Origin of the sequence: Amycolatopsis sp. NPDC058340, from assembly GCF_042723975.1 — a bacterium.
Taxonomy (GTDB): domain Bacteria; phylum Actinomycetota; class Actinomycetes; order Mycobacteriales; family Pseudonocardiaceae; genus Amycolatopsis.
On sequence record NZ_JBHXIB010000015.1, the window covers coordinates 20,359 to 42,341 of the forward strand.

General features: G+C 69.0%; 27 protein-coding genes. 25 read left to right on the forward strand and 2 right to left on the reverse strand.

The genetic code is table 11. The features are described from left to right. Positions 1-64 precede the first annotated feature (64 nt). From ACFWIW_RS19165 to ACFWIW_RS19265, 21 genes are all read left to right on the forward strand, one after another. Positions 65-673 (forward strand): DUF1707 domain-containing protein, encoded by a 609-nt coding sequence (locus ACFWIW_RS19165; protein ID WP_378369646.1) that lies wholly within the window; start codon positions 65-67, stop codon positions 671-673. 83 nt (positions 674-756) lie between these two features. After that, positions 757-1,782, forward strand: a complete 1,026-nt coding sequence (gene hrcA, locus ACFWIW_RS19170) for a heat-inducible transcriptional repressor HrcA (RefSeq protein WP_240594524.1) — start codon at positions 757-759, stop codon at positions 1,780-1,782. Between the two features lie 42 nt (positions 1,783-1,824). Then, positions 1,825-2,988 (forward strand): molecular chaperone DnaJ, encoded by a 1,164-nt coding sequence (dnaJ, locus tag ACFWIW_RS19175; protein ID WP_240594523.1) that lies wholly within the window; start codon positions 1,825-1,827, stop codon positions 2,986-2,988. A gap of 3 nt (positions 2,989-2,991) precedes the next feature. Further along, positions 2,992-3,744: a 16S rRNA (uracil(1498)-N(3))-methyltransferase gene (locus ACFWIW_RS19180; RefSeq protein ID WP_378369647.1), complete on the forward strand. Its 753-nt coding sequence runs from the start codon at positions 2,992-2,994 to the stop codon at positions 3,742-3,744. A gap of 614 nt (positions 3,745-4,358) precedes the next feature. Continuing rightward, positions 4,359-4,709, forward strand: a complete 351-nt coding sequence (locus ACFWIW_RS19185; protein WP_378369648.1) for a histidine triad nucleotide-binding protein — start codon at positions 4,359-4,361, stop codon at positions 4,707-4,709. Between the two features lie 114 nt (positions 4,710-4,823). Beyond that, entirely contained in the window at positions 4,824-5,909 is a 1,086-nt protein-coding gene (locus tag ACFWIW_RS19190; protein ID WP_378369649.1) for a PhoH family protein, read from the forward strand. Then, positions 5,906-6,460 (forward strand): rRNA maturation RNase YbeY, encoded by a 555-nt coding sequence (gene ybeY / locus ACFWIW_RS19195; protein ID WP_378369650.1) that lies wholly within the window; start codon positions 5,906-5,908, stop codon positions 6,458-6,460. Before ACFWIW_RS19190 ends, ybeY begins: the two co-directional genes overlap by 4 nt. A 10-nt stretch (positions 6,461-6,470) precedes the next feature. Then, the gene (locus ACFWIW_RS19200; protein ID WP_378369651.1) at positions 6,471-7,823 is read left to right on the forward strand and encodes a hemolysin family protein; all 1,353 of its coding nucleotides are present in this window, start codon (positions 6,471-6,473) and stop codon (positions 7,821-7,823) included. After that, on the forward strand, positions 7,816-8,142 hold the full coding sequence (locus tag ACFWIW_RS19205) for a cytidine deaminase (RefSeq protein ID WP_378369652.1): 327 nt from the start codon (positions 7,816-7,818) through the stop codon (positions 8,140-8,142). Before ACFWIW_RS19200 ends, ACFWIW_RS19205 begins: the two co-directional genes overlap by 8 nt. Then, positions 8,142-9,041, forward strand: a complete 900-nt coding sequence (gene era, locus ACFWIW_RS19210) for a GTPase Era (protein ID WP_378369653.1) — start codon at positions 8,142-8,144, stop codon at positions 9,039-9,041. Before ACFWIW_RS19205 ends, era begins: the two co-directional genes overlap by 1 nt. A 156-nt stretch (positions 9,042-9,197) precedes the next feature. Continuing rightward, the gene (locus ACFWIW_RS19215) at positions 9,198-9,539 is read left to right on the forward strand and encodes a CD225/dispanin family protein (RefSeq protein ID WP_007034858.1); all 342 of its coding nucleotides are present in this window, start codon (positions 9,198-9,200) and stop codon (positions 9,537-9,539) included. A 25-nt stretch (positions 9,540-9,564) separates the two neighbouring features. After that, positions 9,565-9,915 carry a CD225/dispanin family protein gene (locus ACFWIW_RS19220; RefSeq protein ID WP_007034859.1) on the forward strand — a complete coding sequence of 117 codons (351 nt, stop codon included), beginning with the start codon at positions 9,565-9,567 and terminating at the stop codon, positions 9,913-9,915. Continuing rightward, positions 9,912-10,364 (forward strand): DUF2752 domain-containing protein, encoded by a 453-nt coding sequence (locus ACFWIW_RS19225; RefSeq protein WP_126729486.1) that lies wholly within the window; start codon positions 9,912-9,914, stop codon positions 10,362-10,364. The genes ACFWIW_RS19220 and ACFWIW_RS19225 overlap by 4 nt, the downstream gene beginning before the upstream one ends. 146 nt (positions 10,365-10,510) lie before the next feature. After that, entirely contained in the window at positions 10,511-11,860 is a 1,350-nt protein-coding gene (locus ACFWIW_RS19230) for an RDD family protein (RefSeq protein ID WP_378369654.1), read from the forward strand. Positions 11,861-11,915: 55 nt separating this feature from the next. Next, positions 11,916-12,389 carry a CD225/dispanin family protein gene (locus ACFWIW_RS19235; RefSeq protein WP_378369655.1) on the forward strand — a complete coding sequence of 158 codons (474 nt, stop codon included), beginning with the start codon at positions 11,916-11,918 and terminating at the stop codon, positions 12,387-12,389. Between the two features lie 38 nt (positions 12,390-12,427). Continuing rightward, a complete protein-coding gene (locus tag ACFWIW_RS19240; RefSeq protein ID WP_378369656.1) occupies positions 12,428-12,859 on the forward strand; it encodes a CD225/dispanin family protein in 432 nt (143 codons plus the stop codon). A gap of 49 nt (positions 12,860-12,908) precedes the next feature. After that, on the forward strand, positions 12,909-13,670 hold the full coding sequence (gene recO, locus ACFWIW_RS19245; RefSeq protein WP_240594515.1) for a DNA repair protein RecO: 762 nt from the start codon (positions 12,909-12,911) through the stop codon (positions 13,668-13,670). 40 nt (positions 13,671-13,710) lie between these two features. Then, positions 13,711-14,532 (forward strand): isoprenyl transferase, encoded by an 822-nt coding sequence (locus tag ACFWIW_RS19250; RefSeq protein ID WP_037342848.1) that lies wholly within the window; start codon positions 13,711-13,713, stop codon positions 14,530-14,532. Continuing rightward, positions 14,529-14,951, forward strand: coding sequence for a hypothetical protein (locus ACFWIW_RS19255; RefSeq protein ID WP_005158775.1), 423 nt, complete (start codon positions 14,529-14,531; stop codon positions 14,949-14,951). The genes ACFWIW_RS19250 and ACFWIW_RS19255 overlap by 4 nt, the downstream gene beginning before the upstream one ends. Positions 14,952-14,988: 37 nt before the next feature. After that, positions 14,989-16,005, forward strand: coding sequence for a permease (locus tag ACFWIW_RS19260; RefSeq protein WP_016332474.1), 1,017 nt, complete (start codon positions 14,989-14,991; stop codon positions 16,003-16,005). After that, a complete protein-coding gene (locus ACFWIW_RS19265) occupies positions 16,002-16,727 on the forward strand; it encodes a TIGR03943 family putative permease subunit (protein ID WP_378369657.1) in 726 nt (241 codons plus the stop codon). Before ACFWIW_RS19260 ends, ACFWIW_RS19265 begins: the two co-directional genes overlap by 4 nt. Before the next feature lie 72 nt (positions 16,728-16,799). On the opposite strand, the gene ACFWIW_RS19270 is transcribed toward ACFWIW_RS19265, so the two are convergent. Next, complete coding sequence (locus ACFWIW_RS19270; RefSeq protein ID WP_020629376.1) at positions 16,800-17,213, reverse strand: Fur family transcriptional regulator; 414 nt, start codon at positions 17,211-17,213, stop codon at positions 16,800-16,802. 2 nt (positions 17,214-17,215) lie between these two features. After that, complete coding sequence (locus ACFWIW_RS19275) at positions 17,216-17,599, reverse strand: helix-turn-helix transcriptional regulator (protein WP_037343441.1); 384 nt, start codon at positions 17,597-17,599, stop codon at positions 17,216-17,218. A gap of 265 nt (positions 17,600-17,864) precedes the next feature. On the opposite strand from ACFWIW_RS19275, the gene ACFWIW_RS19280 reads away from it, so the two are divergent. The 4 genes from ACFWIW_RS19280 (at position 17,865) to ACFWIW_RS19295 (ending at position 21,870) form a co-directional block, all read left to right on the forward strand. After that, positions 17,865-18,935: a hypothetical protein gene (locus ACFWIW_RS19280; RefSeq protein WP_378369658.1), complete on the forward strand. Its 1,071-nt coding sequence runs from the start codon at positions 17,865-17,867 to the stop codon at positions 18,933-18,935. Positions 18,936-18,942: 7 nt separating this feature from the next. Further along, entirely contained in the window at positions 18,943-19,572 is a 630-nt protein-coding gene (locus tag ACFWIW_RS19285; RefSeq protein ID WP_378369659.1) for a class F sortase, read from the forward strand. A gap of 155 nt (positions 19,573-19,727) precedes the next feature. Then, complete coding sequence (locus ACFWIW_RS19290; protein WP_378369660.1) at positions 19,728-20,390, forward strand: class F sortase; 663 nt, start codon at positions 19,728-19,730, stop codon at positions 20,388-20,390. A gap of 91 nt (positions 20,391-20,481) precedes the next feature. Further along, entirely contained in the window at positions 20,482-21,870 is a 1,389-nt protein-coding gene (locus ACFWIW_RS19295; RefSeq protein WP_378369661.1) for a glycine--tRNA ligase, read from the forward strand. Positions 21,871-21,983: the final 113 nt, after the last annotated feature.

Here is a 21,983-nt window from a genome sequence, read left to right on the forward strand (position 1 = left end):
ACGACGGTCCGTTCTGCGGTCGTGTGATTTCCGGAATTCGCCGGTCCCGGTTATCGTCGCGGTCATGTCGGAACCGAAGCGGTCGGCGATGCGGGTGGCCGATTCCGATCGCGAAAACGTCGCGCGACTGCTGTACGAAGCCATGGGCGCGGGACGGATCACCGCCGGTGAACTGGAAACGAGATTGGACGCCGTCTACGCGGCCAAGACCTTCGCGGAATTCGAACCCGTCGTCGCGGATCTGCCGCCCGGCGGGGCGCTCTCCCCGACCCACGCCGGCGACGAAGGGCAAGGCGGACGACGCTCGTTCGCCGTCATGTCCGGCACCACGCGGCGCTTCGACGGGCCACTGCCGTCGAAGCATGTCAGCCGCGCGTTCTGGGGCAGCGTGCGTCTCGACCTGCGGCAGGCCCGGATCACGGCCGGGTCCTGCACGATCAGGGCGGTGGCGATCATGGGCGGCGTCAAGATCGTCGTGCCCGAGGATTTCGCCGTCGACGTCCGGGGGATCGGCCTGATGGGCGGCTTCGGCACCGGCCGCGGGACGGGGCGACGGCGGCCGGAGCCGGGCGCGCCGGTGCTGCGCGTCACGGGTTTCGCCTGGTGGGGGTCGGTGAAGGTGATCCGAAGGCCCGTGGAGCCGCGGCGGCGCTCCCTCCGGCGGCGCGGCTGAGGGGCCCAAAGAAGTCCGGTGGCCCGCCGGGCACTCCACCTTCCGTAAACTCGTTGTGAGGACGAGCCGAGGGAGGTGTGCGGGTGGCCAACGCGGAAGAGCGCCGCTTCGAAGTGCTGCGCGCGATCGTCGCCGACTACGTGGCGAACCAGGAGCCCGTCGGATCCAAGGCGATCGTCGACAAACACAACCTCGGTGTGTCCAGCGCCACCGTGCGCAACGACATGGCGGCGCTGGAAGAAGAGGGCTACATCACACAGCCCCACACCAGTGCGGGCCGGATCCCCACCGACAAGGGGTACCGGCTGTTCGTCGACCGGATCGCCGAGGTCAAACCGCTCAGCGCGGCCGAGCGCCGGGCCATCACGGCTTTCCTCGACAGCGGCACCGACGTCGACGACGTCCTTCGCCGCTCCGTCCGGCTGCTCGCGCAGCTGACCAGGCAGGTCGCGGTCATCCAGTACCCGATGATGACCAACTCCGCCGTCCGCCACCTGGAAGTGGTGCCGCTCACCCCGGCCCGGCTGATGCTCGTGCTGATCACCGATTCGGGCCGCGTCGACCAGCGCACCGTCGACCTCGGGGACGTCATCACCGAGGAGAACGTCGGCAGGCTGCGCACCGTGCTCAACGGGGCACTCGCGGGCCGCCGTCTCTCCGAGGCCGCGGCGGCGGTCGCCGAACTGCCCGAAAAGTCGCCGGGCGAACTGCGTGACAGCCTCACCCGCGTCTGCACCGTGCTGGTGGAATCGCTGGTCGAGCACCCCGAGGAGCGGCTGGTGCTCGGCGGCACGGCGAACCTCACCCGCAACGTCTCGGACTTCCCCGGATCGCTGCGGCAGGTGCTCGAAGCGCTCGAGGAGCAGGTCATCGTCCTCAAGCTGCTCGCGGCCGCCCGCAACCCCGGTGCGATCACCGTGCGCATCGGTGAGGAAAATGAGGACGAGCAGATGCGCAGCACCTCGGTGGTGTCCATCGGCTACGGCATGGACGACCTGCTGCTGGGCGGGATGGGCGTCGTCGGGCCCACCAGGATGGACTACCCGAACACCATCGCCGCGGTGCGCGCGGTGGCGAACTACGTGGGGCAGATCCTCTCCGGTCGCTGAACGCGGCGGTGAGGTCGAAGTCAGAAGGAGAAGGCGAAGACGGTGGCGAGGGACTATTACGGCATTCTCGGGGTGGCGAAGAACGCGACGGATCAGGAGATCAAGCGCGCGTACCGCAAACTGGCCCGTGAACTGCACCCCGACGTCAACCCGTCGGAGGACGCCCAGCACCGCTTCGGCGAGGTGACCACCGCGTACGAGGTGCTGTCGGATCCGCAGAAGCGCAAGGTCGTCGACCTCGGCGGCGACCCGATGGACGGCGGTGCCCGCGGTGGCGGCGGAGACCCGTTCTCGGGCTTCGGCGGCCTCGGCGACATCATGGACGCCTTCTTCGGTGCCGCCGGAGGTGGTGGCGGCCGTGGCCGTGGCCCTCGCAGCCGCGTGCAGCCCGGCTCCGACGCGCTCATCCGCCTCGGCCTCACCCTCGAGGAATGCGCCACCGGCGTCGACCGCGAGATCACCGTCGACACCGCCATCGTGTGCGACCTGTGCCGCGGTGCCGGCGCGGCGGAGGGCACGAGCACCAAGACCTGTGACACCTGCGGCGGCGCGGGCGAGGTCCAGTCCGTGCAGCGGTCGTTCCTCGGCCAGGTCGTCACCGCCCGCCCCTGCCCGGTCTGCCGCGGCTTCGGCGAGGTCATCCCGGACCCCTGCCGCCAGTGCGGCGGCGACGGCCGGGTCCGCGCCCGCCGCAACGTCACCGCCAAGATCCCGCCGGGCGTCGGCGACGGCATGCGCATCCGCCTCTCCGGACAGGGCGAGGTCGGCCCCGGCGGCGGTCCCGCCGGCGACCTCTACGTCGAGATCGACGAAGCGCCGCACGAGGTGTTCGTCCGGCAGGGCAACGACCTGCACTGCAACTTCCGCATCCCGATGACCACCGCCGCCCTCGGCGCCACGGTGCCGATCGAGACCCTCATCGACGGCGACTACGAACTCGACATCGAGCCGGGCACCCAGCCCGCCACCGAACTCGTGCTCACCGCCAAGGGCATGCCGCGGCTGCGGTCCTCCGGCCGCGTCGACGGCCGCGGCGACCTGCACGTCCACATCGACGTCGTCGTGCCGACCAAACTCGACGACGCCCAGCGCGACCTCCTCGTCGAACTCGCCCAGCAGCGCGGCGAAGACGTGCCTTCGCTGTCCTCGAACGGCTCCAAGCCCGGCGGGTTGTTCTCCAAGCTGCGCACCAAGAACCACCGGTAACCCGTGCCCGAGACGACACTGCCGGTCTTCCTCACCGCCGCGCTGCCCGGTTCCGGGCGCACCACCCTCGACGGCGAGGAAGCCCGGCACGCCGCCACCGTCCGCCGCCTGCGCGTCGGCGAACGTCTCGTGCTCTCCGACGGCGAAGGCGGCATGGCACGCTGCGTCGTCGAAGCCGTCCAGGCCGGCCGCGACGCGGCACTCACCCTCGCCATCGAAGAACACTGGACCGAGGAACCTCCCGCGCTGCGCGTCATCGTCGCCCAGGCCCTCGCCAAAGGCGACCGCGGCGAACTCGCCGTCGAACTCGCCACCGAAGCCGGCGCCGACGCCATCGTCCCCTGGCGCGCCGCCCGCAGCGTCGCCCGCTGGGAAGAAGGAACCCGCGGCGACAAAGCCCTCACCCGCTGGCGCACCACCGCCCGCGCGGCCGCCAAACAAGCCCGCCGCGCCCACGTCCCCGAAGTCGCCGAGCCCGTCACCACGCGCGAACTCGCCGAACTCGCCCAGACCGTTTCGCGCGCACTCGTCCTCGAATCCGGCATCACCACCCGCCTCACCGGGATCGAACTCCCGGCACAAGGCGACATCCTGCTCGTCGTCGGCCCCGAAGGCGGCATCACCGACGACGAACTCGCCACCCTCACCGACGCCGGCGCCACCGCCATCCGGTTGGGCCCCACCGTTTTGCGCACCTCCACCGCGGCCGCCGTGGCACTCGGCGCGCTAGGGGTTCTCACCGACCGCTGGAAGTGAAAAAACACCCCACTAATTTGCGGCGAGTTATGGCGCGATCACGCAAACAGCCGTTACTCTCGTTAACTGACGCGCAACACACGGTTTCGGCGCGCTACTGGGGGATGAAGCCCGGTCGCGCGCGTGAATCCCCGCCGGGCACCTCCCCCCTCGGTCCGGCGGAGCCGCGGCGGCGGTGGGCCGACCCCCAGGGCCCACCGCGCCGCGGCATCTTTCATTTCGGGGCCTTCGCAAAGCGCTTCGCTCGTTGCTGCGCTCCGAATTCGCGCCCCACGGGCGAAGGGTGTCTTCAGGACCCTTCACGGACTTGGGAACACAGGCGCGGCGTGAGTGAAGGCGTGACTCGCGTGATCAGGGACGTGACTCGCGTGATTGGAGGCCGCACTCGGGGTCGAGGGGGCCTGCACGCGGATCTCGAGGTAGTGAAGGCCTCCTTCACTACCTTCAGGGTAGGCAAGGAGTCCTTCACGGACTGGGCTTGCGTTCAGCCACCGCCAGAACGACTACCTCGACCGAGAGGCGTGGACGCGAAGGGGACTTTCCTCGCGTGCGACGCGGCGAAAGCCCCCTTCGCCCCGTCCGCGTGGGGCTCTCGTGGGGGATAGGGTGGGGGAATGAGTGACGCGGAGACGTTGTTCGAGCGGATCATCGCGGGGGAGATCCCGTCCGAGAAGGTGTACGAGGACGCGACCACGTATGCGTTCCGGGACATAGCGCCGCAAGCGCGGGTGCATGTGCTCGTGGTGCCGAAGAAGCGGTACCGGAACTTGGCCGAGCTGGCTGCCGGCGACCCGCAACTCCTCGCCGACGTGGCCTCGACGGCCCGTAAGGTCGCGGAGATCGAAGGGATCGCCGAGTCCGGGTACCGGGTGGTGTTCAACACCGACGGTGACGCCGGGCAGACCGTCTTCCACGTGCACGCGCACGTGCTCGGCGGCGAGCAGCTGGGGCACTTCGGGCGCTGAAGCGCGCGGCCTGCGGAAACCGGACTGCGTGCCGCCACCCGCAACCAGTAACATCGAACTCGTCACTGTCGTTGAAAATCGCAGCGTAAGCGCAGGAAGTAGGCCCGAGGCCACGTGGCCGGAACCGTACCGGGTGAAGCCGCCCGACCCGACGTTCCCGCGGACGTCACCCCGACGAAGGCTGATGAAGCCGCGATCACCGAAGCGGCCCAGTCCCGATTCCCCATCCCCGACGCCGCCGCGCTCAGCCTGCTCGGCTCGAGGGACGAAAACCTCCGGGTCGCCGAAGAGCTCCTCGCCGCGGACGTCCACGTCCGGGGCAACGAGGTCACCTTGACCGGAGCCCCCGCCGACGTCGCCTTCGCCGAACGTGTCTTCGCCGAACTCGTGACGCTCGCCGGCCGCGGCCAGCAGGTCGACCCGGCCACCGTCCGCCGCACCGTCGGCATGCTCTCCACCGGTGACCACGAGTCACCGGCCGAAGTGCTGAGCATGAACATCATCTCCCGGCGCGGCAAGACGATCCGGCCCAAGACGCTCAACCAGAAGCGCTACGTCGACGCCATCGACAAGCACACGATCGTCTTCGGCATCGGCCCCGCGGGTACCGGCAAGACGTACCTCGCCATGGCCAAGGCCGTCCAGGCGCTGCAGGCGAAGCAGGTCACGCGCATCGTGCTGACCCGCCCCGCGGTCGAAGCCGGTGAGCGTCTCGGCTACCTGCCGGGCACGCTCAACGAGAAGATCGACCCGTACCTGCGCCCGCTGTACGACGCGCTGCACGACATGGTCGAGCCCGAGTCGATCCCGCGGCTGATGCAGGCAGGCACCATCGAGATCGCGCCGCTGGCGTACATGCGCGGCCGCACCCTCAACGACGCCTTCATCATCCTCGACGAAGCGCAGAACACCACGCCGGAACAGATGAAGATGTTCCTCACCCGGCTCGGCTTCGGCGCCAAGATCGTCGTCACCGGCGACGTCACGCAGGTCGACCTCCCCAACGGCCAGAAGAGCGGGCTGCGGGTGGTCCGCGACATCCTCGACGGCGTCGAGGACCTGCACTTCGCCCAGCTCACCAGCCAGGACGTGGTGCGGCACAAGCTCGTCGGCGACATCGTCGACGCGTACGAGAAGTGGCAGGCGTTGCAGGACAGCCAGGACAAGAGCAACGGCTGGAAAGGGCAACGCCGTTCATGAGCATCGAGATCGCCAACGAATCGGGCGTGAACGTCGACGAGGCCTCCATCGTGTCGGCCGCCCGTTTCGCGCTCGACAAGATGGAGGTCAGCCCGCTCGCCGAGCTGTCCATCCTGCTCGTCACCCTCGAGGTGATGGAGGATCTGCACGAGCGGTGGATGGACCTGCCCGGTCCCACCGACGTGATGGCCTTCCCGATGGACGAGCTCGACTCGTCGCGCCGCCCCGACGCGCCCGACGCCTCGCCCGCGCTGCTCGGTGACATCGTGCTGTGCCCGGCGTTCGCGAAGGACCAGGCCAAGACGGCCGGGCACGCGCTGATGGACGAGCTGCACCTGCTCACCACGCACGGCGTGCTGCACCTGCTCGGCTACGACCACGCCGAACCCGCCGAGGAACGCGAGATGTTCGGTCTGCAGAAGCGGATCCTCGGCGAGTTCCAAGCCGCTGTGGCCGCGCTGAACAAGCGTGACGCGCAGCGCTCCGCGGACGACAGGCTCCTCGGCACCGCCGGCCTCGACGCCGCGCCCGCCGACGAACCCCCAGCCTAGGCTCGCGGACATGGGTAGTCCCACGGCCCTGCTGGTCATCGCGATCGCGCTGATCCTGCTCGCCGGGGTGTTCGCGGCCGCCGACGCCGCGGTCAGCACGGTCTCCAAGGCCCGTGCCGACGGTCTCGTCCGGCTCGGCCGCCCCGGCGCGCGCCAGCTGTCGCTGGTCATCGCCGAACGGCGCCGCCACATCAACCTGATCCTGCTGCTGCGGATGACCTGCGAGCTGACCGCCACCGTGCTGGTCACCGTCGACATCCTCGGCTGGATCGAGCCGTTGTGGCTCGCCATCGTCGTCGCCGCGGGTGTGATGGTCGTGGTGAGCTACGTGCTCATCGGGGTCGGCCCGCGCACCCTCGGCCGCCAGCACCCGTACCGGATCGGCCTCGTCGTCGCGGGCCCCGTCCGCGTCCTCGGGTCGATCCTCGGGCCGCTCAGCAGGCTGCTGATCGTCCTCGGTAACGCCATCACCCCCGGCCGCGGCTTCCGCGAAGGCCCGTTCACCTCCGAAGTCGAACTGCGCGAACTGGTCGACCTCGCCCAGGAACGCGGCGTCGTCGAGGAATCCGAACGCGAGATGATCCACTCGGTGTTCGAACTCGGCGACACCGTGGCGCGCGAGGTCATGGTGCCGCGTACGGAGATCGTCTGGATCGAGCACGACAAGTCCGTGCGGCAGGCGCTCGCGCTGGCCCTGCGCACGGGGTTCACCCGGCTGCCGGTGATCGGCGACTCCGTCGACGACGTGGTGGGCGTGGTGAACATCAAGGACCTCATGCCCGCGTACATGGCCGAGGGCGGCTCGCAGCGGCAGGTCGAGGAGCTGATGAACCCGGCGAGTTTCGTGCCGGACTCCAAACGGCTCGACGACCTGCTCAAGGAGATGCAGCTCTCGCACAACCACATGGCGATCGCCGTCGACGAGTACGGCGGCACCGCCGGCCTGCTCACCATCGAGGACATCCTCGAGGAGATCGTCGGCGAGATCACCGACGAATCCGACACCGACGAACGCCCCGAGGTCGAGGAACTCGAAAACGGCGCCGTCCGCGTCTCGTCCCGGCTCTCGATCGACGACCTGGGCGAACTGTTCGGGATCGACCTCGAAGACCACGACGTGGAGACCGTGGGCGGGCTGCTCGCCGAGCGACTGGGTAGGGTCCCGCTGCCGGGGGCCGAAGCCGAGGTCGCCGGACTTCGGCTGTTCGCCGAAGGCGGTAAGGACCGGCGCGGGCGGATGCGGATCACCACGGTGGTCGTCCACCCCGCCGACGCGGACGCGGTGACCGACGCAGCCCAGGGCAGGCGCCGGACCCGGGTCCCGCAGCCCGATGAAAGTGACAGGAGTGTCGAACATGCCTGAGCTGGACGCCGAGGACCAGAAGCTGGTGACCCTGGCCAGGTCCGCGCGAGCCCGCACCCAGGCCGCCGAAGGCGCCGCGCTCCGCGACACCGACGGCCGCACCTACGCGGCGAGCACGGTCGACCAGCCGTCGTTCAAGCTCACCGCGTTGCAGGCCGCCGTCGCCGCCGCCGTTTCGAGCGGAGCCGAAGGAATCGAGGCCGCCGTCGTGGTCAGTGGTGACACCGTCCTGAACGACGCTTCGCTCCAGGCGGTGCGGGACATCGCCGAAACCGCCCCGGTCCATCTCGCGGATCCCAGCGGCAAGGTGCTGAGCTGATGGCCGAGCCGCATCGTTCCGGTTTCACCTGCTTCGTCGGGCGGCCCAACGCGGGCAAGTCGACGCTGACCAACGCGCTCGTCGGCAGCAAGGTGGCGATCACCTCCAGCAAACCGCAGACCACCCGGCACGCCATCCGCGGCATCGTCCACCGCGACGACGCGCAGCTGGTGATCATCGACACACCGGGGCTGCACCGGCCGCGGACACTGCTCGGCGAGCGCCTCAACGACATCGTCCACTCGACATGGTCCGAAGTGGACGTTGTCGGGCTTTGCGTGCCCGCCAACGAAAAAGTCGGTCCCGGTGACCGGTTCATCGCCGCCGAACTCAAGAAGATCGCCAAGCGGACCCCGGTGATCGGCGTCGTCACCAAAACGGATCTCGTGAAACCCGAACAGGTCGCCGAGCAGCTGCTCGCCCTGCAGGAGGTCATGGAGTTCGCCGAGCTGATCCCGGTGTCCGCTGTGGACGGTTTCCAGGTCGGCGCGCTCTCGGACCTGTTGGTGCGCCACCTTCCCGAGGGGCCGCAGCTGTATCCGGGCGGTGAACTCACCGACGAGCCGGAACAGACCCTGGTCGCCGAGCTGATCCGCGAGGCGGCGCTGGAGGGGGTCCGGGACGAACTCCCGCACTCGATCGCCGTCACCGTCGAGGAGATGCTGCCACACGAGGGCAGAGACGACATGATCGACGTGCACGCGTTCCTCTATGTGGAACGACCGAGCCAGAAGGGCATCATCCTCGGGCACAAGGGTGAGCGGCTCAAGGACGTCGGCGCGCGCGCCCGGCAGCAGATCGAGGGCCTTCTCGGTTCGAAGGTGTACCTCGACCTGCACATCAAGGTGGCCAAAGAGTGGCAGCGCGACCCCCGTCAGTTGCGACGGCTGGGCTTCTGACTGAACGGAATGTCTCGATTCGGTCGCGGAGACCGGTTGATGATGTGGAACCGGACGGGTGACCTTAGAGTCTCAACCCTTGACTCCGGGGATCGCTGATCGGGCGGCGCGCCCGGGTCGGAGTTCGACATCTCATTCGTGAAGGGAAAGCGGTAAATGACCGACAACCAGGGCCTGCCCAACTACTCCGGCGACCCTCAGGGCGGTGGCGGCTTCAACAACCCCGGCCCGCCGCCCAACAACAACCTGGTGTGGGCCATCCTCACCACGATCCTGTGCTGCCTGCCCTTCGGTATCGTCGCCATCGTCAAGGCGAACCAGGTGAACACCCTCTGGGCGCAGGGCCAGCCCGCCGCGGCGCAGGAAGCGGCCGACGCCGCCAAGAAGTGGTCGATCATCGCGGCGATCGTCGGTGGAGTCCTCATCGTTCTGTACGTTGTCCTCGTCGTCGTCCTGGGCGTCTTCGCGGCCTCGGTGGACGTGAACAACTACCGCTGATCCCGGCGCTCGAGGGGGAGACCTCATGACCGACCAGTACCCGAACTACCCGCCTCCGGGCGGGCCACCGCCGCAGCAGCCGTACTACGGCGGCATGCCGAACTACGGACCCCCGCCGGACAACAACCTGGTGTGGGCCATCCTCTGCACGGTGTTGTGCTGCTTGCCGCTGGGTATCGTCGCGATCGTGAAGTCGAGCCAGGTGCAGACGTTGTGGTCGCAGGGCTTCCACGCCGAAGCCCAGAAGGCCGCCGACGACGCGAAGAAGTGGTCCATGTGGGGAGCGATCGCCACCGGCGGCCTTTTCCTGCTGTACATCATCTTCATCGTGGTGATGGTCATCATCGGCGCGTCGGCGGGAAGCTTCACGCCGTGACGTCGTCCGTCTACACGGGATTCCCGGCGCGCGGGTTCAAAGCGAAGGCCCGCGCGCTGGGACCACCCCTCGCCATCGCGGCCGGGGCGGGCCTCGGCTGCGTCGTCCTCTGGCTGGGTGATCCCACCACTCCGGGCGGGCCGCTTCCGGTCTGTCCCACCAAGACTCTGCTGGGTATCGCCTGTCCCGGCTGCGGCGGCATGCGCATGGTCTACAGCGCGCTGCACGGGGACATCCCCGCCGCACTGCACTACAACGCGGTGTCCTTTGTGGTCCTTCTGCTGCTCGTCTGGAGCACCGTCGCCTGGGCGGTCGGCAGACTCCGCGGCCGCGCGGTGAACAGCTGGCTGCACTGGCGCTGGACGCCGCTCGCGTTCGGTGTCGTGTTCGTCGTCTGGTTCGTCATCCGTAACCTGCCTTTCGCCCCGTTCACCTCGCTCTACGTGTGAGTGCCGGGCCGAGGCCCGGATCGTCGGTGGTACCGAGTACGCTCCCGCGCACCGGTCTGCTCGGTGTGTACCCATGCCGTACATTCAGCCCGGGTCGCGCACGAGGCCCCGTGCGCCAGGGGCGAGGAACCAGCGAGGGGATTTCGATGACCACTCCCTACGGCCAGCAGCCGCCGGGACAGCAGCCGCCGCCCGGATCCGGGGACGGGCAGCAGCAGTCACCGGGACCGCAGCAGCCGTTCGGACAGCAGCCGTCGGGAGACCAGCCCTCGCCGTTCGGGCAACAGCCTCAGCAGCCGGTGGCGGGGGACCAGCCCTCGCCGTTCGGCCAGCAGGCCCCGGGAAATCAGCCTTCGCCGTTCGGGCAGCAGCCTTCGCAGCCGCAGCAGGGCGAGCAGCCTTCGCCGTTCGGGCAGCAGCCTGGGCAGGGGGCGCAGTCTTCTCCCTTCGGCCAGCAGCCCGCGCCGGGCGAGCAGCCGTCTTCGCCGTTCGGGCAGCAGCAGTCCCCGCCGCAGGGTGCCCAGCCTTCGCCGTTCGGTCAGCAGCCGCAGCAGGGCGAGCCGCCCTCTCCCTTCGGCCAGCAGCCGAGCCAGCCGTTCGGTGCGCAGCCGCAATCCCCGTTCGGGCAGCAGCCGGGACAGCCTTCGCCGTTCGGCCAGCAGGGCCAGGCCTCGCCGTTCGGCCAGTCCTCCCAGTTCGGTCCGCAGACCGACTACGCCCACTGGGGCCTGCGCGCGGGCGCGACGCTCATCGACTTCGGCCCGATCGTCGTCCTGCCGATCATCGGCGCGATCATCTCGGCGGCGGGGCCTGACACACTCGGCCTGTTCATCGCCGGCCTCGGCTATCTCGCCGGGTTCGCGTGGACCGTCTACAACCGGTGGATCAAGATGGGCACCACCGGCCAGTCGCTCGGCAAGAAGATCCTGAAGATCAAGCTCGTCCGCGAGAGCGACGGCCAGCCGATCGGCCCGCTGATGGCCTTCGTCCGGGATCTGTGCCACAACCTGGACGGCTGGGTCTGCGGCCTCGGTTACCTCTGGCCGCTGTGGGACGAGAAGAACCAGACGTTCGCCGACAAGATCCTCAGCACGGTCGTCGTGCCGGGTGAGGCCGACGCCGCGTCGGCGCCGTTCGGCCAGACACTGGGATTCCCCGCGCCGCCGCAGCCGGCTTCGTCGTCGTTCCCAGCGCCGCCCTCGCCCTTCGGGCAGCAGCCGCAGCAGCAGCCGTTCGGCGCGCCGCAGCAGCCCCAGCCGCCGCAGCCGTTCGGGCAGCAGCCGCAGGGAACCGCGGCGCCGTCACCGGAGTCCCAGCCTGGGCCGGCCCTGGGTGAGGCCGAGCCGACTCAGGTCCTTCGCCCGGGGCAGCAGCCTCAGCAGGCACCGTCAGGGTTCGACGAAGCCGAGCCGACGCAGAAGATCACCCCGGAACAGCTGAGGCAGCAGCTGCCCGGAGCGGATGGGCCGAACGGGCCTGGAACACCGCAACAGTAAGGAAAAACCGGCGGGATCCACCCGCCGGCAAATGCGACAAAAGTGGGGAACCCCGATGACGAACCCGTACGGCCAGCAGCCCGGCCCCGGCCAGCAGCAGCCCTATGGCCAGCAGCCTCAGCCCGGATACGGGCCCCCGTCCGGCGCCACCCCCGCGCCGTACGGCCAGCCCTCCGGGCCGAACCCGATGCCGTACGGCCAGCCGGCGCCGTACGGCCAGCCCGCGCCGTACGGTCAGCCCGCGCCATACGGCGCTCCGGGAGGTATGCCCGGCGGTGGCGGTGACATCAACTCGATCCCGGATTACAAGGGTTGGGCGATCGGCTGCATCTTCCTCTGCTGGATCATCGCGATCTTCGCGATCATGAAGTCCAACGAGGTCAACACGTACAAGATGCAGGGCAACTACGCCGCCGCCATGGACGCGTCGAAGTCGACGAAGACCATGTGCATGATCGCCTCGATCATCGGCGGTGTCGGCTGCCTGTTCTCCATTCTCTGGATCGTCCTGGTCGCCGCGAGCATCTAGCCCGACCCGTAGCCGAAAGAACGACGAGGACCACTTTCATGACCAACCCCTACGGCCAGCAGCAGCCCTACGGACAGCAGCCTGGCTATGGGCCGCCGTCCGGTGGCATGCCCGCCCCCTACGGCCAGCCGGCTCCGTACGGCCAGCCTGCCCCTTACGGCGCACCGGGCGGCATGCCCGGTGGTGGTGGCGACATCAACGCCATCAAGGACTACAAGGGCTGGGCGATCGGCTGCATCTTCCTCTGCTGGATCATCGCGATCTTCGCGATCATGAAGTCCAACGAGGTCAACACGTACAAGATGCAGGGCAACTACGCCGCCGCCGCGGACGCGTCGAGGTCCACGAGGACCATGTGCATGATCGCGTCGATCATCGGTGGCCTCGGCTGCGTGTTCGCCATCGTGATGATCATCATCTCGATCGTCGCGGCCGCGTCGGTGCCGAGCTGCTACGGCCGCTACTGCTGATTCCGGGGCGCACCACCCCGATGTCGGTCCCAGGTGGGACGATGTCGGGGTGGTGAACCTCTATCGCGACACCGGAGTGGTGTTGCGGACGCACAAGCTGGGCGAGGCCGACCGGATCGTCACCTTGCTCACGCGGCGGCACGGCAAGGTCCGTGCGGTCGCGAAGGGCGTGCGTCGGACGTCATCGCGCTTCGGGGCGCGCCTGGAGCCGTTCGGGCACGTCGACGTCCAGTTCTACACCGGCCGCTCCCTCGACGTGATCACCCAGGTCGAGACGGTCGACGCCTTCGCGCTGCCGCTGGTGGCCGACTACCAGCGCTACACCGCCGCGAGCGCCATCGCCGAGACCGCGGACCGGTTGTCCGCCGAAGAAGGCGAGCCGGTGCTCAAGCTCTACATGCTCGTCGTCGGAGCGCTACGGGCGCTCGCGGGCGGGGAACGGGACAGTTCCCTCATCCTCGACGCCTTCTTCCTGCGGGCCATGGCCTACGCCGGCTGGGCGCCCGCGATCACCGAATGCGCCCGCTGTGGCCTGCCCGGGCCGCACAAGGCGTTCAGCGTGTCCGCCGGCGGGTCGATGTGCCCGGATTGCCGGGTTCCCGGCTGTGTCCACCCGTCCCCAGAGGTGCTGACGCTGCTCGCGGCGCTCCTGCACGGCGAGTGGCCGGTGGCCGAGGCTTCGCTGCCGGTGCCGCGGCGGGACGCGTCCGGCCTGGTCGCGGCGCATCTGCAGTGGCATCTGGAGCGCCAGTTGCGGTCGCTGCCCCTGGTGGAGAGGCGTGCGCGGGAGAGCGCCACCGGAGCGCAGTAGGGTCGCAGGCACAGGTTTCACTCGATCAGGAGGCTCGAAGGTGCTGCGCAGGGGACGCGAGAACAAGGCGTCACAATTCGAACTTCGCGCGCCGGAGCCGCATCCGTCCGGTGCCCGGCCGCCGGAGATCCCCAAGGAACTCCTCCCGAAACACGTGGCGCTGGTGATGGACGGCAACGGCCGCTGGGCCAACCAGCGGGGACTGCCGCGGATCGAGGGCCACAAACGCGGTGAAGCGGTGATGATCGACGTCGCCAGCGGCGCCGTGGAACTCGGCGTCAAATGGCTTTCGGTGTACGCGTTCTCCACCGAGAACTGGAAGAGGAGCCCGGAAGAGGTCCGCTTCCTGATGGGCTTCAACCGCGACACCATCCGCCGCCAGGTCGACTACCTCGGCTCGATCGGCGTCCGCATCCGCTGGGCGGGCCGCCGCCCCAAGCTGTGGGCGAGCGTCATCAAGGAACTGCAGGTCGCCGAGGAGAAGACGAAGCACAACACGGCGCTGAACATGACGATGTGCGTCAACTACGGCGGCCGTGCCGAACTGGGCGACGCCATGCGCCGGATCGCGCAGGACGTCGCCGACGGGAAGCTGAATCCGGACAAGGTCACCGAGAAGACCATCGGCAAATACCTGTACCAGCCCGACATGCCGGACGTGGACCTGTTCCTGCGGCCGTCGGGGGAGCAGCGGACCTCGAACTTCCTGCTCTGGCAGTCGGCCTACGCCGAGATGGTCTATCAGGACACGCTCTTCCCCGACTTCGACCGCACCCACCTGTGGCGGGCCTGCCTCGAATTCGCGAAACGGGACCGCCGCTTCGGCGGAGCCGTCGACAAGGCTTCGGAAGGAACCTCATGACCACCGAGGCGGCGGATACGGCGGCCCTGCTCACCTCCGCGCGTGAAGCGCTCGAGCGCTATCTCGAAGTCCACGTCGACGACGACGGCGCACTGACCTTCTCGCACGCGGACGTCCCGTGCGTCATCCAGGCGACCCGGCTGGCCGAAGGCCTCACCGTGCTGAGCCTGACCTGCGTCGTCGCCTGGGATCTGCCGGACGACCCGGCGATCGCGGCCTCGGCCGCCGAACGCGCCGGGCAGGGCCTGTTCGGGACGCTCGGGGTCGTGCGTTCGGAGAAGGGCATCGACATCACGCTGAGGTACGCGTTCCCGGCCGAGGGCATGGACCCCTCGCCGCTCGGAACGCTGCTCATGCTGGTCGTCTCGACGGCGTCGCAGCTGCGTTCGGACCTGCTGGGTACCGCTCCCGGGGAGTGACCGCCGGAACACAGGGTCACCTGGCATCATCGCGCGCATGGAAACCATTTCCAGGAGCGCCCCGGAGAAGAAGCCGGCCCGGCGGTTCAAGATCACCTCGATCGAGGTGCTCTGCGCGATCCTGCTGATCGCGATCCTCGGGCAGAGCTGGCTCCAGCAGGTGTTCGACGTGCCCGCGCTGCGGACCGGCTCGACGGTGTTCGTCGCCGTCTGCGTACAGGCACTGCCGTTCCTGGTGCTCGGGGTGCTGATCAGCGGCGCGATCGCGGCGTTCGTGCCCGCGCGGGTGCTGGAGAAGGTGCTCCCTCGCCGGGCCGGTGCGGCGGTCGGGGTCGCGGGGCTGGCCGGGGTCGCCCTGCCGGGGTGCGAATGCGCGTCGGTGCCGGTCGCGCGGCGGCTGATCGGCCAGGGGGTCGCGCCCGCTGCCGCGCTGACGTTCCTGTTGGCCGCGCCCGCGGTGAACCCGGTGGTGCTGGTCGCCACGGCGGTGGCGTTCCCCGGGAATCCGGAAATGGTGTTCGCCCGGTTCGCCGGTTCGCTCGCCACGGCGATGGTGATGGGCTGGCTGTGGGCGAAGTGGGGCAAGCTCGACTGGATCGCGGAGCGGGCTCTGCGGCGACTTCCCGAGGTTCAGCACGGTTCGCGCTGGAAGACGTTCGCCGAGACCGCGCGGGCGGATCTGGTCGAGGCGGGCGGGTTCCTCGTGCTCGGCGCGATGATCGCCGCCGCGATGAACGTGCTGGTGCCCGCCAAATGGTTCGGGGTGCTGGGGGAGCAGATCGTGCTCGGCGTCCTGGTGATGGCGGTGCTCGCCGTCGTGCTGGCGCTGTGCAGTGAGGCCGACGCCTTCGTCGCCGCGTCGCTGACCGCGATGCCGCTGCTGCCGAAACTGGTGTTCCTGGTGGTCGGGCCCGCGATCGACGTGAAGCTGTTCGCCCTGCAGACCGGCACCTTCGGCAAATCGTTCGCGCTGCGGTTCGCGCCCGTGACGTTCGTGGTCGCGCTGTCCTGCGCCGTCGTGTCGGGTGTGCTGATCCTCGGAGGTGGGGCGTGAAACGCGAGACCCAGAACATCCTGCTGATCCTGCTCGGCGGCGCGCTGCTCAAGATCACGATCAACGGCGACTACCTGCGTTACGTCAAACCCGCGCAGCAGCCGTGGATCATCGCGGGCGGCGCGGTGATGGTCGCGTTGGGCGCGGTCGCGATCGTCCGCGACCTGCTGGCCGCGCGGGCCGCCGCCGTCGTGTCCGGTGACGTCCACGCGCACGACCACAACACCCGGTCGGCCTGGCTGCTGATGGTGCCGGTGCTGGCCGTGTTCCTGGTCGCGCCGCCCGCGCTCGGCGCCGATTCGGTGACCCGTACCGAGGCCAGGGCGCCGCAGAGCGCTTCGGCGAGCAACGCGGCCGCCTTCCCGCCCCTGCCCGCCGGGGACGTAGTGCCGCTGGAGGTCAACGAGTTCGTCAGCCGGGCCGGGTGGGATTCCAGCGGCTCGCTGAACGGCCGGACGGTGCGGCTGTCCGGGTTCGTCGTGCACAACGAGGGCAACACGATGCTCGCGCGGATGGTGATCGGCTGCTGCGCCGCCGACGCCTTCCCGATCACCGTGCGGATGGTGGGCGAGGGCGTGCCGGGCTACGGGAACGACACCTGGCTGGAGGTCACCGGGACGGTCGTGCCGGGGACCGCGGTGCGGGAGAACAGCTACACGCCGGACCTGACGCTCACGTCGGTGCGGCAGGTGCCGGCGCCGAAGGACCCGTACGAGTACTGAGCGGACCGTGTCACCTCGTGAGTGGCAAGGACGGTTCTAACCGTCCTTGCCACTCACGAGACGCACGGCTCGTCAGTGGTTCGAGCAGGTCCCCACGATCTCCACGGTGTGGCTGATGTCGGAGAACCCGTGCTCCGAAGCGATCTTCTCGGCCCACCGCTCCACCGCGGGCCCCTCGACCTCGACGGTGCTGCCGCAGAGACGGCACACCAGGTGATGGTGGTGGTGCGACGAGCAGCGCCGGTAGATGGCCTCGCCGGTGTCGGTGCGCAGGACGTCGATCTCGCCCGCCTCCGACAGCGACTGCAGCGTCCGGTACACCGTGGTGAGACCGATGCCGTCTCCGCGTTTACGCAGCTCGTCGTGCAGTTCCTGGGCGGAACGGAAGTCGTCGATCTCCTTGAGCAGCTCGACCACGGCGGCCCGCTGTTTCGTCGACCGGCGTCCCGGCACCGGCGCGGAACTGTTGGCCGTCGTCGGACTCATGCTCACTTCCCCTCCTGAACGTGGGCTACGGCGTCCACCACGATATGCGCAAGGTGATCGTCGACGAGCCGGTACACCACCTCACGGCCGCGTCGCTCACCCTGTACGACACCCGCGGTCTTCAGCACCCGCAGGTGCTGGCTGATCAGCGGCTGCGCCACATCGAGCGTGTCCACCAGTTCGTGCACGCACCTGTCCGCGTTACGCAGCTGCAGGACGATGGCGATGCGCACGGGCGCGGCGAGCGCCCTGAGCAGGTCGCCGGCGTCCGCGAGGACGGCGGGCGAAGCCGACGTGGCGGGTTCGGCGGGGGGACGGGCTGACGAATGCGGTCCGGGGTCTTCCGCGAGGCCCGGGGCGGCAGAGTCCGGGGTCACCGTAGCCATCGCCGCCTCCATGTCCATCATGATTTCCGAAGTCATTGCCAGTAACAGTCCAGCCCATCTTAGTGTTCCCGCCCCCGGTGGTCTGTTCGCCGACCGGGCGACCACTTGGCGGCGATGTTACTGCTCCATTCGGGTGACTTCGCAAAGAAATGACCATTCCACTTCGCATGTGGTCGCCAACGGTGCAAGGTTGTCGCGGAGCGTTTCGTCGCTTCTCGTACGCTGACGACCGCGCTCTGAGGGCCCGGAGAGGCAGTGGGGAGACATGACTCGTTTCGTGACGAAGCTGGCCGCCGCGACGGCGGCCGTCGCTTTGGCGTCGGTTCCGGGGCTCGCCTCGGCGCAGACGACGCAGGCCGTCGATGAGAAGACCGGCCCCGTGTCGTTCGCGAATGTGGCGTCCGTGCGCATCGGGAACCCGGGATCGCTGATCACCGAGACCCAGCGCTCGCCGCTGACGCCCGGCCAGTCGAAACTCTCCCCGGACCGCACCGTCGTCCCGCGCGACGACGGCGAGAAGAACACCTTCGGCGACAAATGGGCCGTCAACCTGGGCCGCTTCGGCGCGCAGAGCCCGTTCCCGCCCGGTATCGCCAGCCGTGACCACAACGTGGTCGCCGCGCTGCAGCAGACCACGGTCCCGACGGCGGTCGCCGAGAGCAACTACGCCCTGCTCGACAACGGGCGCGGGGGCGCGAAGCCCGCCGACAACACCGTGCTGGTGCTCGAAGGCGCGAAGAGCGCCGTCGACTGCTCGTCGCCGGGCAAGGTGACGTCGTCGACGAGCGTGGGCAAGATCTGGGTGCGGGACGAGACCGGCGCGCTCAAACCGTCCGGCGCCTCGGGTGTCGACGTCAAGGGGCTCAAGCTCGGCCCGCCGTCGGTCATCAAGAACGAGAACATCGGCAAGGACGAGACCACCTCCGACCTGACCGTGTCCCGTGTGACCGCCTTCGACCAGCTCATCCGGCAGGACGGCTGGCGCAACGGCGACGTGACCGCGGTGGCGGGCTGGAAGGTGGACATCGTCACGCACGTGCGCGACGACGCGGGCAAGGACCTGCGCGAGGCCCGCACGACGCTCGTGCTCGGCGGCGTGAGCTGCTCGATCCCCAAGAACTTCGTCGCGAAGCCCGCCGGCGGTACCGGACCGGGCGCGGCGCCCGAGCAGCCCGCGGTGCCGGGGACGGTGCCCGCGGGCGGTATCCCGCCGCAGGCCGAGGACTCGACGCGGACCGTGGTCGGGCTGGGGCTGCTGGGCGGCGGCATCATGATCGGCGCCGCGGCCATGCTGCTCTTCCGCCGTCGCAAGCCCGTTCCGGTGCGGGAGAAGTAGCGGCCCCGTGCGGCCCTGGCTGGCGGCACTGTCCGCCGTCGTCTCCGCGCTCGCCATCTCCGCGGGCGTGATCGTGCTGACCTGGATCCCGCCGGAACAGACGGTGTCGTTCGCCGAACCCGCGGTCTTGCCCGGTGAGGACGGCGCTCCCTTGGCGCTGCCCGCCGACAGTCACGTCCGCGGGCAGCGGCCCGGCACCATACGCCTGCCCGAAGGCGGATCGGCGAGGCTCGTGCGCTCCGAGGTCAACTCCACCGGCGTCCTCCCGATCCCGCGCGGGCTCGGCGACGCGGCCTGGTGGGGTGCGCGGCTCGGCGCCGAAGCGGGTACCGCGCTGATCTCCGGGCACGTCAACTGGGGCGGCGTCAAAGGGCCGTTCGACGAGCTGTGGCGGATGCGGGAGGGCCAGGAGGTGGCCGTCAGCGACGCGGCGGGCGGTATCTGGGTCTATCGCGTGCGGGAGATCGTCACGGTGCACAAGAACGACCTGCCCGCGCAGGCGGCGAAGCTGTTCGCGCAGAGCGGGCCGCACCGGCTGGTCCTCGTCACCTGCGGCGGCGACTACCTGGGCGGGACCGACGGCTACCGGGACAACCGGGTGATCGTCGCGACCCCCGTTTCGGGGCCTCCCGCCTGACCTGCGTTTCGTCCTCTGAATGCGGTCCTTGCGCGTGCAACTACCGCATTCAGAGGACGAAACGCGGAATGTCATGCAACCCAGGTCGGCTCGCGTCGCGTGTCTAGCGACACCGGCCGCTCCGGCGGCCAGACGCGAGCAAGGAGTAATACCCGATGGTGGGACAGTTCGACGACGAGACGGCGAGCGAGGAGCAGCCGAAGAAGCGCTCCAGCCTGGGGTTGATCCTCATCGGCGCCGCGATCTTCGTGGTGGCGGCCGTGGTCGCGGTGTTCGTGTTCACCGGAACGAGTGATCCTGTCGTCGCGGCCACGCAGGACCAGGCGAACACGTCCGCGGGACAGACGCCCCAGACCCCGGCGGACGCGGGACAGGCGCCCGGAACGGTCAAACTCCCCGGCGGCGGCACGGCGAAACTGATCCGCAAGGAGCTGACCGCGGACGGGACCCTTCCCATCCCCGAGGGCCTCGACGAAGCCACCTGGTGGGGCGCGAAACTGGGCGCCGAGCAGGGCGCTTCCCTGCTTTCCGGGCATGTGAACTGGAAAGGGCGGAAGGGCCCGTTCGACGAATTGTGGCGGCTCAAGACCGGCCAGGAGGTCGACGTCGTCGACACCGACGGCGGCAAGTGGGTGTACAAGATCGGCGAGATCGTCACCGTGCACAAGACGAAGCTGGCCGAGCAGGCGGAGAAGCTGTTCGGGCCGGACGGGCCGCATCGCCTGGTGCTGGTCACCTGCGGTGGCGAGTACGTCGGCGGGACCGACGGTTACGAGGACAACCGCATCGTCACCGCCTCGTTGGTCAGCAGGCCCTGAGCGGTCCGACCTCGCCGGAGGTCGTGCGGGGACGGGCGGTTAGTCTTGTCCTTCTAGCCCATACCCGTCCCCGCATGCTTCGGAGCGTGGAGTGCCCGCCAACACCATTGAGACCGTCGTCAGCCTGTGCAAGCGTCGAGGCTTCGTTTTCCCGTGTGGAGAGATCTACGGCGGTACCAAGTCGGCGTGGGACTACGGGCCCCTCGGTGTCGAACTCAAGGACAACATCAAGCGCCAGTGGTGGAAGACCGTCGTGCAGAGCCGCGACGACGTCGTCGGCCTCGACTCGTCGGTGATCCTGCCGCGCCAGGTGTGGGTCGCGTCGGGTCACCTCGACGTCTTCACCGACCCGCTGATCGAATGTCTCTCCTGCCACAAGCGGTTCCGCGCCGACCAGCTGGCCGAGGACTTCTCCGCGCGTTCGGGCAAGGAGGTGTCCGAGGACGACCTGTCCGAGGTGCCGTGCCCGAACTGCGGCAACCGCGGGCAGTACACCGCGCCGCGTGACTTCAACATGATGCTCAAGACCTTCCTCGGCCCGGTCGAGTCCGAGGAAGGCGTGCACTACCTCCGTCCGGAGACCGCGCAGGGCATCTTCATCAACTTCCTCAACGTGCAGACCACCGCGCGGAAGAAGCCGCCGTTCGGCATCGGCCAGATCGGCAAGTCGTTCCGGAACGAGATCACGCCGGGCAACTTCATCTTCCGCACGCGCGAGTTCGAGCAGATGGAGATGGAGTTCTTCGTCGAGCCGGGCGAGGACGAGACCTGGCACCAGTACTGGATCGACGCGCGCACCGAGTGGTACAAGGACCTCGGCATCAAGCCGGAGAACCTGCGCCACTACGAGCACCCGAAGGAAAAGCTCTCCCACTACTCGAAGCGCACCGTCGACATCGAGTACCGCTTCGCGTTCAACGCGGGCCAGGAATGGGGCGAGCTCGAAGGCATCGCGAACCGCACCGACTTCGACCTCACGACGCACTCGAACCACTCCGGCGTCGACCTGTCGTTCTTCGACCAGGCTTCGAAGCAGCGGTTCCGCCCGTTCGTCATCGAGCCCGCGGCCGGTGTCGGCCGGTCGATGATGGCGTTCCTCGTCGACGCCTACCACGAGGACGAGGTCCCGAACGCCAAGGGCGGCGTCGACAAACGCGCCGTGCTGAAGCTGGACTACCGGCTCGCGCCGTTCAAGGTCGCCGTGCTTCCGTTGTCCCGCAACGCCGATCTCACGCCGAAGGCGCGCGACGTCGCGGCGGCGCTGCGCAAGCACTGGAACGTCGACTTCGACGACGCCGGCTCGATCGGCAAGCGGTACCGGCGTCAGGAAGAGATCGGGACGCCGTTCTGCGTCACCGTCGACTTCGACACGCTCGACGATCTCGCGGTGACCGTGCGGGAGCGCGACACCATGGCGCAGGAGCGGGTCGCGATCGACAAGCTGGAGTCGTACCTGGCGGGCCGGCTGATCGGCTGCTGAGGTCGTATTGCGCGTGAAGGCCCCCTTCCCTCGGCTCAGCCGAGGGAAGGGGGCCTTCACGCGCTGTGCCACCCCTGACAACTGTCACCCTCAGGTCATGACGCGCGGCCCAC